Origin of the sequence: Sphingomonas changnyeongensis (assembly GCF_009913435.1) — a bacterium.
Classification (GTDB): Bacteria; Pseudomonadota; Alphaproteobacteria; order Sphingomonadales; family Sphingomonadaceae; genus Sphingomonas_B; species Sphingomonas_B changnyeongensis.
Genome location: NZ_CP047895.1, coordinates 2,784,166 through 2,796,758 on the forward strand (window position 1 = coordinate 2,784,166; position 12,593 = coordinate 2,796,758).

The following is a 12,593-nucleotide window of genomic DNA, read 5'->3' on the forward strand; positions in this document are numbered from 1 at the left end:
GGGTATGTCAGACTGATTGCGCTGGCGAGGGCCACGCCCCCATGCGCAGCGCCCATAGGGCGCTATCGCGCGCCTAGGACGGCCCACGCAACGCCTCGGCTTAGCGGACAACGCCGACGGTTGTCGGCGAATTGTTACATCCCGTGCGCGGTCAGCGACCGTCGCTCAGCGCCTGCGTTGTCACCGTGCTGTCACCCATTTGGCTGGAAATACCGGAAACGGCACGTCGCCTGCTACAACGCATAGTCGCGGTGCTTGACTTCGCCCATATCAAGGGCTGGCGAGCCGAGGAGGTTTCCCTGCGTTCGGTGCGAAAGGGCCTTCCGCGCCAGACAGCGAAAGCGGTGCACCTTGAAGCGATGCCGTTTGTCGAGGTGCGAGCACTTTTGGCCTAATTGGCAGCAGCTTCGCCTACGACCGGCAGAGATGCACTTCGCTCCACGATCTACAACGCTGTGCGCTCTAACGAGACGCGCTTCGCGGTTTGGAACGAATCCGACCTCGACAAGGCCATTTGGACAATCCCCGGCGAGCGCATGAAAGCGCGTGAAACCCATGTCGTGCCGCTGTCGCCGCCCGCCGTCGCGTTGCTGCGCAAGCGGTGGGATGAACGGACCAGCGATGACGGGTTGGTGTTTTCGGCAGACGGCGAAAAGCCGATCAGCGACATGACCATGACCAAATTGCTCCGCAACGACGGGATCACCGGAGCAACGGTTCACGGCTTCCGCTCTTCCGTCACAGCTTGGGCAGCGGAGAAGACGGATTTCCCGAAGGAGGTTGCCGACAAGGCATTGGCGCACAAGCTGAGCAATCAGGTCGAAGCCGCCTATCGGCGGACAGACTTTTTCGACAAGCGGCGCGATCTGATGGCGCGTTGGGCTGAGTTCCTTGACGCCGGAAAGGCTATTGCCAGCATCGACACAGCCGAGGCGGCAGGCGAACCTATTCCGGTTCGCGCTGCCGCATAATCAGGCGGTGAAGGCTGGCGGTAACTATGCGTGTCGATTTGCCGAGCTTTACCGCTTCGACATCACCGGTAGCGGTCAGCGCATACAGCTTGGTTCGCCCGACGCCGATCACGCGTGCGGCCTCGTTGACCCTCATGCAGATTGGTTCGGCAACCGGCGCTGTCACTGCCCTGCACCTTCGTTGCGACACGAGACCGGATCGTCGATCCAACGGTTGACCGCAGACTCTCGCCAGCCTGCGCCGTGAATGCTGATCTTCACTTGGGATGGAAAAGTTCCCTCGGCGATCTTGCGATACATGGTGGAGCGGGACAGCCCGGTGCGGGCGAGAACGGTTTTTAGGCGGATGATTTTGTCGGTGCCGGACATGGTACAGATTTTCATTCGCTGGTCGTTTCTGGCACCCTCTGAGTGCAAGATTTGTTTGCCCAACCGCCGGATGCAAGGCCAATTCGTGGTCAGCGAAGGCCATCGAACAGGCGACTATAAAGACAAAGCCAAGGATAGAGACGGCTACGAAAGGCTAGAGACGGATTTGGACGCCAGGGTAATCGCGCTGTGGGCGGCGGAAAATGTTCCGAGCTACGCTGTTATTTGTGTCCGGGCCGATACTTTGCGCGAAAGAGGCGGCATTTCGTGCCAAGTATGACGACTTATTGCGCGCGAATCGCGCAAAACATCGACACGGAAAGATGGGACACGAAGAGAAGATGAGGCCCGGCCTTTTGCAGCAAAGAGATTGATGCATATGATGGGTTGACACCAATGCCGACGCGGGCGATATGACGCGCATGAAAGCCGTTGATGCAAATGATTCGAATTGGTTGGCCAGGATTGCCACGATCTCGGCGGGATACCCGTTTCGTGGCAAGGTTGACGAGCTGCCCGACGGTGAGGTTGCTGTCATCCAGATGCGCAACGCTGACCCTGCTAATGGCATTGACTGGCCCAACCTTTCGCGAGTGGCGCTACCTCGCGTCAGCGCAAAGGCGTTTCTCGCCGACGGGGACGTAATCCTTTCGACGCGAGGCGGGCGCTATACCGCGTACTGCCTGGAGGGACGGCAGGAACAGGTTGTTTGCTCTCCCCACTTCTTTGTCATTCGGACCAAGCGGCAAGCAATCCTGCCGGATTTCCTTGCCTGGCAGTTGAACCAGAAGCCAGCCCAGGACCACTTCGCTGCTGGTGCTACTGGCTCCTACATCCTGAATCTGAAGCGTGAAGTTGTCGAGCAGTTGCCGATAGTGGTTCCGCCGCTGGCCGAGCAGCAGCGCATTGTCGAACTGGACGCAGCAGCGAAGGCTGAACGCGCGACCCTTACTCGGCTTATTGAAAATAGAACGGCCGAAATGGCCGCCATTGCAAAACGTTTGCTGGCAGCTTCGTCAATCCGACACGAACAGAGAGCATCATGAACGACCAGATCAAACAGGACGAAGTGAACAAGGCTGTTTGGGCTGCCTGCGACACCTTCCGCGGGACGGTCTCGGCTGACGTCTACAAGGACTATGTCCTCACCATGCTGTTCCTCAAGTACCTGTCGGACGTGTGGCAGGACCACTACGACGAATACAAGAAGCAGTATGGTGACACGCCCGAGCTGATTGCGGAGCTGATGACGAACGAACGCTTCGTCCTGCCGGAATCCGCCAACTTCACCACGCTATACAAGGCGCGGCACGAGCCGGGAAACGGTGAGCGGATCGACAAGGCGCTCCACGCCATTGAAGAGGCGAACGTCGGTAAGTTGCGCGACGTGTTCCAGGACATCAGCTTCAACTCCAACAAGCTGGGTGAGGAGAAGCAGAAGAACGACATTCTGCGCCACCTGCTGGAAGACTTCTCGCGTCCCGAGTTGAACATGCGCCCGTCGCGCATCGGCAATCTCGACGTGATCGGCAACGCCTACGAATTCCTTATCAAGAACTTCGCTGCCGATGCAGGCCGCAAGGCGGGCGAATTCTATACGCCGCCGGAAGTCTCCGAGCTGATGGCCGAGATCATGGACATGGCCGAAGGCGAGGAAGCCTGTGACCCCACCTGCGGTTCCGGCTCGCTTCTCATGAAGTGCGGACGCCGCGTGCAGGCCAAGTTCGGCGGATCGAAGCGCTATGCACTATATGGGCAGGAGTCGATCGGCAGCACCTGGGCCCTCGCCAAGATGAACATGTTCCTCCACGGCGAGGACAACCACCGCATCGAATGGGGCGACACCATCCGCAACCCCAAGCTGCTGGATGCCGATGATCGGCTGAAGCACTTTGACGTGGTCGTCGCCAACCCGCCCTTCAGCTTGGACAAGTGGGGCATCGACACGGCGGAGAACGACCGGTTCGGGCGCTTCCGTCGCGGACTGCCGCCCAAGACCAAGGGTGACTATGCGTTCATCCTCCACATGATCGAGACGATGAAGCCGAGGACCGGGCGCATGGCCGTGGTCGCGCCGCACGGCGTGCTGTTCCGGGGATCGAGCGAGGGCACGATCCGGCGGAAGCTGATCGAGGAAAACCTGCTCGAAGCCGTGATCGGCCTGCCGGAAAAGCTGTTTTACGGCACCGGCATCCCGGCTTGCGTCCTCATCTTCCGCAAGACCAAGACGGACGACAAGGTGTTGTTCATCGATGCCAGCCGCGAGTTCAAAGCGGGCAAGAACCAGAACCAGCTTGATGCAAACCATCTGGCGAAGATCGTCGAAACCTATCGCAAACGCGAGAGCGTCGATAAATACGCCTATCTCGCCACGCCCGATGAACTGGCCGAGAACGACTACAACCTCAACATCCCGCGCTATGTCGACACCTTCGAGGACGAGGAAGAAATCGACCTGGTCGCGGTCCGCGCCGAGCGGCTGAAGCTGAAGGCTGAACTTGCCGCGCTGGAGGTGAAGATGGACGGCTACCTGAAGGAGCTTGGCTACTGATGGCGGGCGAGATCATCCAGTACCAGACGGAAGACGGTGTCACCGTCATCCGCCTTCAGGCGAGCGACGGCAGCGTTTGGCTGAGCCAGGCCGAAATGGCCGAGCTGTTCCAGACCACAAAGCAGAGCATCAGCCTTCACGTCCGGAACATTCTGGAGGAGGGCGAGCTGGAGGAAGCGGCAACTGTCAAAGAAAACTTGACAGTTCAAACCGAAGGGAAACGCAAGGTTTCCCGCCAGATTTTGCTGTACAACCTGCAAATGATCCTCGCGGTGGGCTTCCGCGTGCGGTCGCTGCGGGGCATGCAGTTCCGGCGCTGGGCTTCGGAGGCGCTGAGCGAATATCTGGTCAAGGGCTTCGTCATGGACGACGCCCGGCTGAAGGAGCCGGACAACGACTATTTCGAAGAGCTGCTCGCCCGCATCCGCGATATCCGCGCGTCGGAAAAGCTGTTCTACAAGAAGGTGCTCGATATCTACGCCACCGCCGTGGACTATGACCCCAGGGCAGAGGCGAGCCAGCAGTTCTTCCAGACGGTGCAGAACAAGATGCACCATGCCGCCCACGGCCAGACGGCGGCGGAAACCAAGCTGGCGCGGGCTGATGCCGCCAAACCGATGATGGGGCTGACCAGCTGGCCCGGCGAGAAGCGGGGGCGCCTGCCCACCAAGCAGGACGCGCAGATTGCCAAGAATTATCTGCAGGATGAGGAGATGGAGACGCTGAACCGCATCACCGTCGCCTTCCTGGAATTTGCCGAGGCGATGGCGAAGAACCGCAAGCCGATGCATATGGCCGACTGGATCGCCAAGCTGGACGACTTCCTCAAGCTGGGCGATCACCCGCTGCTCGATGGCGCAGGCCGGGTTACCGCCAAACAGGCGCAGCGCCATGTCGATGCCGAATATGACCGCTGGCACAGCCGCGCGATCAATGCGCCGAGCGCGGTCGAGCAGCATTTCATCGAGGCCACCGCCAAGGTGAAGAAGCTCGCCGCTGACAAGCCCGTCAAGGGCAAGAGCGGTGCGAAATGATGCCTGAGGGGTGGATCCGCACGACAATAGCCGGGGTGTCTTCGGTCCCGGTTTCTTATGGTGTGGTGCAGACGGGCGATCCAGTTGAAGGCGGCGTCCCGTGCGTGCGCGTGGTCGATATTGCCAGTCGTGATCTCAAACGGGATTCGATGATCACTACTAGCCACGAAATTAGCGCTGCATACAGCCGAACAGTCTTGAAAACAGGCGATCTAATGATCGCACTACGAGGCATTATCGGCCAGACGGCACAAGCGACGCGGGAGCTTGAAGGATGCAACCTGACGAGGGGCATCGCGAGAATCTCTCCCAAGGCAGGTACTGTCACTTCAGATTTCCTTCTCCAATCCCTGAATGGCCCTGAGTTCAAGAGTTTGATCAATCGGCAGGCCAACGGATCGGCACTTCAGGAGATTTCCATCGCGACGCTGCGAAAAGCGCCGGTCTTGCTGCCACCAATTTCGGAACAAAAACGCATTGCCGAAACGTTGCAAACCTGGGACCGGGCCATCGACACGGTCGAGGCGCTGATCGCCAACGCCCGCGCGCAAAAGCAGGCTCTGATGCAGCAGCTTCTGAGTGGCAAAAGACGCTTGCCCGGCTTCTCCGAGCCGTGGGCATGGGCTGCCTTCGCGGATGTGTTCGACCGGGTGAAAACCAAGAACGCCGAAGGCAATACGAACGTGCTCACCATCTCGGCCCAGCATGGCCTCATCAGCCAGGTGGAGTACTTCAACAAGAGCGTCGCGAGCGATGATGTCCGGGGCTACACGCTGCTCCAGCGCGGCGACTTCGCCTACAACAAAAGCTATTCCGACGGCTATCCGATGGGCGCGATCAAGCCGCTCGACCGCTACGACAGCGGCATCGTTTCCAGCCTCTATATCTGCTTTCGTCTGACCCGGCGTGGTTGCGATCACGATTTCTTCCGGCACTATTTCGAAGCAGGCCTCTTCAACCGCGAGATCGCGGCAATCGCGCAGGAAGGCGCGCGCAACCATGGCTTGCTCAACGTCAGCGTCGTAGAGTTCTTCGAGACCTCGCTCCACATCCCGCAGCCGGACGAGCAAGCCGCCATCGCGAAAGTCATCAACGCAGCAGAGGCCGAAGAGCAATCCTACCAAGCCCAACTCACCGCCCTCCGCCAGGAAAAGGCCGCGCTGATGCAGCAACTGCTCACCGGCAAACGGCGGGTCAAACTCCCGGAAAGCGAGGTGGCCTGATGCCATTGATGACCTTCGCTCAGGCGATTGCCGACTCGAACCAGTTTTCAAAGCGGCACCTGCTACTTGGCAACGGCTTCAGCATCGCCTGCCGGGCCGATATATTCCACTATGGCTCTCTGTTCGCTCAAGCTGACTTCAGCCAGGTGCCGGAAGTCGTCGCCGTTTTTGAAGCCCTCGGGACCCAGGATTTCGAAGCGGCAATCCGTGCGTTGGAAAATGCCGCACGAATTCTGCCTGCCTATGTTCCACACGGAGCCGCCGCCATCGCCAAGATGCTTGAGCACGCGACTGCCCTGAAGGAAATCTTGGTCGAGACCATCGCAGGCAACCACCCGCACATCCCACCGGACATTCCCGATCAGAAGTTCTGGGCGTGTCGGCAGTTCCTGTCGCATTTCTTGGCGAGCGACGGACAGGTTTTCACGCTCAACTACGACCTGCTGCTCTACTGGACGCTGATGCATGACGACATGCCGTTCGATGAGCCGATCCCCTTGGCGACGAACGACGGCTTCGGAAATGATGAGGACGATCCGGACGCCGACTACGTTGTCTGGCAGGGCGAAACCGGCGCACATGATGCCAGAGTGCACTTCCTGCACGGCGCACTTCACCTCTTCGATTCTGGGGCCGAGCTGAAGAAATACACCTGGATCAGGAAAGGTGTTCCGCTGGTCGAACAGGCCCGTGCCGCGATTGCCGCCGATGCCTATCCGCTATTCGTTGCGGAAGGGACGAGCGCGAAGAAGAAGGCGAAAATCCGCCACAACGCCTATCTCTACCAAGGCTTCAAACAGCTGACAGCAAACGTGAAACAGGGAAGGCACTGCTTTTTCATCTTCGGCCACTCGCTCGCCGAGAACGACGACCATATCCTGAACCGATTGGCTCGCGGCAGATTTCCGAAGCTGTACGTTGGCATCTACGGCGATCCACTTGCGCCGGATAACCAGCGGATCATGGCAAGGGCAAACGCGTTGGCCGCTGCACGGCATCACAAATCACCGCTTGAGGTCGCCTTCTACGACGCAGCCTCTGCCAACGTCTGGGGGCGTGAGAATGATATGGCAAGAACGCAAGTCCGGTTGGACCAAGAAGCCACAAGACGCTCGCACACCCGGCGACATTGATTACGCGCGCGTTATCCACTCCGGCTCATTTCGTCGCCTTCAGGGCAAGACCCAAATTCTGAATCTCGGCGATAGTGATTTTTACCGCACACGGCTGACTCACTCACTTGAAGTGGCGCAGATCGCTGGTGGTCTTGGTGCCCAACTTCGTCAAAGCTTCCCGGACCATGACGCTATCAAGTTCATACCCGAACGTAGCATGCTGCAAGCGATCGCCTGCACCCACGATCTTGGGCATCCACCATTTGGTCATGGAGGAGAGGTCGCGCTTAACTACTGCATGCGTGAAGCCGGTGGCTTTGAAGGCAATGGGCAGACACTCCGCATCCTCTCGAAGCTGGAGAAGTTCTCTGAAGCAGATGGTGCCGATCTCTGCCGTGAGGCCCTGCTTGGTGTGCTGAAGTATCCGGTCGCATTTAGTGATGTCGCCAATCCGGCCAAGGCTCCACGAATGCTGCCCGAAACCAGCGGTACCCCGCTGCTGGATCGCGAGGCTTCAAAGCCGCCAAAGTGCTACATGGATACCGAAAAAGATGTGGTTGAATGGCTGCTTCAACCTCTCTCAGGGACTGACAGAGAGACGTTTCAGTCTTTCGAATTGAAGGAGGGCAAGCATGCCAAGGCCCGACACAAATCCTTTGCTTGCAGCATTATGGACCTTGCCGACGATATCAGCTTCGGCATCCATGACATGGAAGACGCCTTGGCGCTTCGCCTCGTCGACCAAGATGGGTTTCGGCGGCACGTCACTCCAAAGAAGTGCGAGGGACTGCTGGATTATCTGAACAGCAACTATGCCGGGAAGTACGGCAACGATGTATACAGTGGATTGGTTGAACGACTTTTCGCGGACGGCGCCGAGCGGAAACATCAGATCAATCGAATTCTGAATTTCGTTATCACCAGCGTTGAGATTGAAGATTTAGCTGAGTTCGAGGAACCGCGTCTGCGATATCGCGCTCGACTGCCAGAGCTGGTGGCGCGGTTTGTCGAGGCAGTGAAGGATTTCATTCGCGAGGAAGTTATCTTTAGCCCGAGTGTCCAGCATCTGGAATTCAAGGGTCAGATGATGGTCATTTCTGTATTCGAGGTCCTGAAGTCTGATCCAAAAAGCTTCCTTCCACCCGATATCTACAGCAAATATAAGCGAAGCGACGATCCTTTGCGGGACATTTGCGACTACGTCGCCGGGATGACGGACACCTACCTTCTGAGGACATATGAACGGCTATTCGCACCCCGGATCGGTTCGGTGTTCGACAAGCTCTGACCATGAGCATCACCCCCAACACCGCCGAGCTCTACAGTTCCCACATTCCAGCGCTTGCTACGCTGGTTTCGCTGGGCTGGGATTACCTCTCGCCAGAGGATTGTCTCGCCGCGCGCGGCGGCAATCAGGGGTGGTGCTGCGCGATGTGCTGGTCGAGCAGCTTCGGCGGCGGACCTTCGACTACAAAGGGCGGACCTACCCGCTTTCGACCAATGCGATCGACCAGATCGTCCGCGAGCTGACTTCGCCCGCGCTTAACGAAGGGCTGATCACCGCCAACGAGAAGCTCTACAACGCCATCACGCTGGGTATCACGGTCACCGAATTCGTCGATGGCAAGAAACACAGCGTGACCGTGCCGATCATTGATTGGGCGCACCCGCTGGCGAACAGCTTTGTTGTCAGTGATGAGATGGAGGTGCTCACCGTGCCGGGCACCCACACGCGGCGCCCTGATATCGTTGGCTTCGTCAACGGCATCCCGCTGCTGGTGATCGAAGCCAAGCGGCCTGACAGTGGCAATCCCAACAAGTCGATGGTCGACGAAGGGATCAGCCAGACGATCCGCAACCAGGGGCAGGAGGAAATTCCGCACCTGTTCGCTTACGCCCAACTCCTGATGTCTATCGGCATGACCGATGGCCGCTATGGAACCACTAGGACCCCGCGCAAATTCTGGGCGCAATGGCGCGAGGAGGAGTTTTCCGAGGACCACTTCCGCCAGATCAAGAACGCGGCGAAAGAGACCGATCCGCGCGCGGCGATCCTGAAAAACCATGTCCGCGAGGTTTGGGATCACTTCCAGCACCTGTGGAGCGACGAGCAGGAGGTGACCGCGCAGGACCGTCTTCTGATCGGCCTTTGCAAGCCGGAGCGCCTGCTGGAATTCGTGCGTTCCTACGTCCTGTTTGACCGCAAGATCGACAAGATCGTCGCCCGCCACCAGCAGTTTTTCGGCATCCGCGCACTGCTTGACCAGATCAGTCGGGTCAAACCCGGTGGCGCGCGCGAAGGCGGGGTAATTTGGCACACTACCGGATCAGGCAAGAGCTTCACGATGGTGATGCTGTGCAAGGCGCTGCTGCTGCACGAGAAGCTTAAGGCGTGCCGCCTGGTCGTCGTAACTGACCGGCGCGACTTAGAGAAGCAACTGGCAGGCAACTTCCTGACCGGCGGCGCTTTCGGCTCGGACATCGGCTCCAAGGATGCGGGGAGGGCCAAGGCGCAATCGGGCCGCGACCTTGCAAAGCGCATCGGCCAGGGAACCGAGCGGATCATCTTCACGATCATCAACAAGTTCGGCAGCGCGGCGCGCTACCCGGAATGCCGGAACGACAGTGCTGACATGATCGTGCTGGTCGATGAAGGGCACCGCAGCCAGGGCGGCGAGAACCATGAACGGATGCGCAAGGCGCTGCCAAACGCCGCCTATGTTGCGTTCACCGGCACGCCGCTCCTGAAGGACGACAAGACGGCCAACAAGTTCGGGCGGATCGTCCACGCCTACACGATGAAGGACGCCGTTTCGGACGGTACAGTGACGCCACTGCTCTACGAGGAGCGCAAGCCGATCCTCGACGTGAACGAGCGGGCGATCGACAACTGGTTTGAGAAGGTCACCGCTGGCCTCTCCGATGAGCAGAAGGGCGACCTAAAGAAGAAGTTCGGGACGAAGGGCGCGGTCTATGGCTCTGGCGACCGGATCAATCTGATCGCACTCGATATCGCAACCCACTTCAAGGAAAACTTCAAGGATCTCGATCTCGGCCTGAAGGGTCAGCTGGCGACCGATTCCAAGCGCTCAGCCATCCGCTACAAGAAGGCATTGGATGCAACCGGCCTAGTCAGCAGCGCCATCGTCATTTCCCCCCCAGACACGCGCGAAGGCCATTCGGAAGTCGATGAGGCAGAACTGCCCGAGGTGCTGCAATGGTGGAAGGAAAACGTCAGAGGGGATGCCGAGGATTACGAGCGCCAAGTGATCGAGGATTTCTCGACCGAGGGCCGACCCGACATCCTGATCGTGGTCGACAAGCTGCTCACCGGATTCGATGAGCCGCGCAACGCCGTCCTCTACATCGACAAGAAGCTCGAACAGCACAATCTGATCCAGGCCATTGCCCGCGTGAACCGGCTGCATGAGCGGAAGAAATATGGTTTGCTCATCGATTATCGGGGCATTCTGAAGGCACTGGATACAGCGCTGACCGAATATCAGGACCTGGCAGAACGCACGCAGGGTGGTTTCGATCTCGACGACATTGACGAACTCTATGCGGATGTCAGCACCGAGTATAAACGATTGCCCTCCCTCCACGCCGAGCTTTGGAGGATATTCAAGCCAGTCAAGAACAGGGCCGATATCGAGCAGTACCGGCAGCTATTGGTGCCACAGACCCGTGAGAGCGAGGACGGAACATCTATCGACCTGAACCAGAAGATCAGGGAAGATTTCTACGAGGCCCTAACAGCCTACGGCATGTGCATCAAGATCGCGCTAGGATCGCGTTCATTCTTCGAGGAAACGTCGATCACCGAAGCACAGATTGCGGAATACAAGCGCGACCTCAAATTCTTCGCCAACCTGCGCAAAATCGTAAAGCAGGATGCGCAGGAAACCGTCGATTACGGCGCGTACGAGGATCAGATCAGGAGACTGATCGATCGCTATGTCGTGGGCGAGGATGTCGAGAATGTTGACGGGGTTTTGATCGTTAATGAGCTTGGCAATCAGCAAGCTGCTGAAACCTGGTCAGCCGAGAAAACGCGCAACGAAACGGATATTATCCGATCCAGAGTGCGCAAGACGATCGAGCAGGAATTGGCCGACGATCCCTACGCGCAGCTGTTTTTCTCCGACCTTCTCAGACGGGCCATTGCGGAGGCTTCCGCGCTGTTCGATCACCCCTACAAGCAGTATGTCCTGTTCAAGGATTTGGAGGAAAAGCTCGCGGCCAAGACGGTCGACGATCTGCCCAAAGGCCTCGAAGGTCACCGCCACGCCAGTGCCTATTTCGGGATCATCCGGCTGGAGATGAGCGACGCGGTCGCAAACGGAAATGAGCAGGAGGAGTTTATCCGGGCGGCGCTGGATATGGAGAGATTCGTCGAAAGCGCCATCGCGGAAAATTCACTGAATCCAGCAAACATTGAAGCGGCCATCCGCAAGGCCATATTGCCGCGTCTTTTCGGATTGACCGGCTTGGACAAAGCCAAAGTCATTACCGACAAGGTCGTCGAGGTCACCCGTGTCGGGCTTGCTCGTGGGAATGGCGTGAAGGCATGATTGTCCGATACGGTGATCAAGAAGTATCGTGCCTGGTGCGACAGACCGCAACCGTCACTGGTCGCATCCGCATCCACGTTTACCCCAATGGCGACGTTGAAATTGAAGCACCTGAGAATAAGGACGCCGACCAGATCAGAACGGCGGCCCAGCGACGTGCAAGGTGGATATTCCAGCATCGAACCGCCGCAATCGCAGCGCGAAAAATGGCGCTACCGCGTGAATATGTGAGCGGCGAAACGCATTTCTATCTTGGGCGGCGGCACAAGCTCATTGTCCACGAGAGCAATGCGCAGCCTTCCGAAGTTAAGCTCTTGCGCGGCAAGCTAGAAGTAACCCTGCCAGTTGCCGACAGAGCTGCCGTCAGACGAAGACTCGGTCGATGGTATGAAGCGCGAGCTAACGAATATCTGCGCGACAAATTTTCGGAAATCGCAGACCGGTTGAGTTGGATCGAGGCGCGTCCGCCGGTCAAGCTTATGCGCATGAAAACGCAATGGGGTAGCTGTTCGCCGGGCGGAATGATTTACCTGAACCCCGCGCTCATAAGGGCTCCCCGCCATTGCATTGAATACGTCATTCTCCACGAACTCTGCCATCTGGTCGAACACAACCACAGCAAGAGATTCTTTGATTTGCTCACCAAGCAGATGCCGGGCTGGGAGGCCGCGAAACGGGAGCTTGACTCTATCGCCGAATTGATTCTTGTGGGTAATGAGCAGGCCACGGAGCACACAGATTGCTAAGGCTGAGCGA

Annotated in this window: 13 protein-coding genes; 11 read left to right on the plus strand and 2 right to left on the minus strand. The window is 58.3% G+C overall.

From position 1 onward, the window contains the following. Positions 1 to 185: 185 nt before the first annotated feature. Both GVO57_RS15680 and GVO57_RS13565 read left to right on the plus strand, forming a co-directional pair. A complete protein-coding gene (locus GVO57_RS15680; RefSeq protein ID WP_407695695.1) occupies positions 186 to 395 on the plus strand; it encodes a hypothetical protein in 210 nt (69 codons plus the stop codon). Further along, complete coding sequence (locus tag GVO57_RS13565) at positions 396 to 971, plus strand: tyrosine-type recombinase/integrase (RefSeq protein WP_233281391.1); 576 nt, start codon at positions 396 to 398, stop codon at positions 969 to 971. On the opposite strand, the gene GVO57_RS13570 is transcribed toward GVO57_RS13565, so the two are convergent. Both GVO57_RS13570 and GVO57_RS13575 read right to left on the minus strand, forming a co-directional pair. Beyond that, positions 946 to 1,107, minus strand: coding sequence for a helix-turn-helix domain-containing protein (locus tag GVO57_RS13570; RefSeq protein WP_160593674.1), 162 nt, complete (start codon positions 1,105 to 1,107; stop codon positions 946 to 948). The two genes, GVO57_RS13565 and GVO57_RS13570, sit on opposite strands and share 26 nt — an antisense overlap. Positions 1,108 to 1,133: 26 nt before the next feature. Beyond that, positions 1,134 to 1,340 carry a helix-turn-helix transcriptional regulator gene (locus tag GVO57_RS13575; RefSeq protein ID WP_160593675.1) on the minus strand — a complete coding sequence of 69 codons (207 nt, stop codon included), beginning with the start codon at positions 1,338 to 1,340 and terminating at the stop codon, positions 1,134 to 1,136. Between GVO57_RS13575 and GVO57_RS13580 the strand changes: the two genes are divergently transcribed. From GVO57_RS13580 to GVO57_RS13620, 9 genes are all read left to right on the plus strand, one after another. Continuing rightward, positions 1,339 to 1,620, plus strand: coding sequence for a hypothetical protein (locus GVO57_RS13580; RefSeq protein ID WP_160593676.1), 282 nt, complete (start codon positions 1,339 to 1,341; stop codon positions 1,618 to 1,620). The two genes, GVO57_RS13575 and GVO57_RS13580, sit on opposite strands and share 2 nt — an antisense overlap. A 142-nt stretch (positions 1,621 to 1,762) precedes the next feature. Further along, entirely contained in the window at positions 1,763 to 2,386 is a 624-nt protein-coding gene (locus GVO57_RS13585; RefSeq protein ID WP_160593677.1) for a restriction endonuclease subunit S, read from the plus strand. Then, positions 2,383 to 3,891, plus strand: coding sequence for a type I restriction-modification system subunit M (locus GVO57_RS13590; RefSeq protein ID WP_160593678.1), 1,509 nt, complete (start codon positions 2,383 to 2,385; stop codon positions 3,889 to 3,891). Before GVO57_RS13585 ends, GVO57_RS13590 begins: the two co-directional genes overlap by 4 nt. Further along, positions 3,891 to 4,925, plus strand: coding sequence for a virulence RhuM family protein (locus GVO57_RS13595; protein ID WP_160593679.1), 1,035 nt, complete (start codon positions 3,891 to 3,893; stop codon positions 4,923 to 4,925). The genes GVO57_RS13590 and GVO57_RS13595 overlap by 1 nt, the downstream gene beginning before the upstream one ends. A gap of 65 nt (positions 4,926 to 4,990) precedes the next feature. Then, positions 4,991 to 6,148, plus strand: a complete 1,158-nt coding sequence (locus tag GVO57_RS13600; protein ID WP_233281392.1) for a restriction endonuclease subunit S — start codon at positions 4,991 to 4,993, stop codon at positions 6,146 to 6,148. An 8-nt stretch (positions 6,149 to 6,156) separates the two neighbouring features. Next, positions 6,157 to 7,281, plus strand: a complete 1,125-nt coding sequence (locus GVO57_RS13605) for a DUF4917 family protein (protein WP_201752653.1) — start codon at positions 6,157 to 6,159, stop codon at positions 7,279 to 7,281. Next, positions 7,211 to 8,551, plus strand: a complete 1,341-nt coding sequence (locus GVO57_RS13610) for an anti-phage deoxyguanosine triphosphatase (RefSeq protein WP_160593681.1) — start codon at positions 7,211 to 7,213, stop codon at positions 8,549 to 8,551. Before GVO57_RS13605 ends, GVO57_RS13610 begins: the two co-directional genes overlap by 71 nt. A gap of 100 nt (positions 8,552 to 8,651) precedes the next feature. After that, complete coding sequence (locus GVO57_RS13615; RefSeq protein WP_201752654.1) at positions 8,652 to 11,837, plus strand: type I restriction endonuclease subunit R; 3,186 nt, start codon at positions 8,652 to 8,654, stop codon at positions 11,835 to 11,837. 35 nt (positions 11,838 to 11,872) lie between these two features. After that, the gene (locus GVO57_RS13620; RefSeq protein ID WP_201752655.1) at positions 11,873 to 12,583 is read left to right on the plus strand and encodes a M48 family metallopeptidase; all 711 of its coding nucleotides are present in this window, start codon (positions 11,873 to 11,875) and stop codon (positions 12,581 to 12,583) included. Positions 12,584 to 12,593: the final 10 nt, after the last annotated feature.

Bases quoted from the DNA above. Each gene is read 5' to 3' on its own strand.
- GVO57_RS13570 (WP_160593674.1), bottom strand. From the start codon at position 1,107: ATGAGGGTCAACGAGGCCGCACGCGTGATCGGCGTCGGGCGAACCAAG.
- GVO57_RS13580 (WP_160593676.1), top strand. From the start codon at position 1,339: ATGGTACAGATTTTCATTCGCTGGTCGTTTCTGGCACCCTCTGAGTGC.
- GVO57_RS13575 (WP_160593675.1), bottom strand. From the start codon at position 1,340: ATGTCCGGCACCGACAAAATCATCCGCCTAAAAACCGTTCTCGCCCGC.
- GVO57_RS13585 (WP_160593677.1), top strand. From the start codon at position 1,763: ATGAAAGCCGTTGATGCAAATGATTCGAATTGGTTGGCCAGGATTGCC.
- GVO57_RS13590 (WP_160593678.1), top strand. From the start codon at position 2,383: ATGAACGACCAGATCAAACAGGACGAAGTGAACAAGGCTGTTTGGGCT.
- GVO57_RS13595 (WP_160593679.1), top strand. From the start codon at position 3,891: ATGGCGGGCGAGATCATCCAGTACCAGACGGAAGACGGTGTCACCGTC.
- GVO57_RS13605 (WP_201752653.1), top strand. From the start codon at position 6,157: ATGACCTTCGCTCAGGCGATTGCCGACTCGAACCAGTTTTCAAAGCGG.
- GVO57_RS13610 (WP_160593681.1), top strand. From the start codon at position 7,211: ATGATATGGCAAGAACGCAAGTCCGGTTGGACCAAGAAGCCACAAGAC.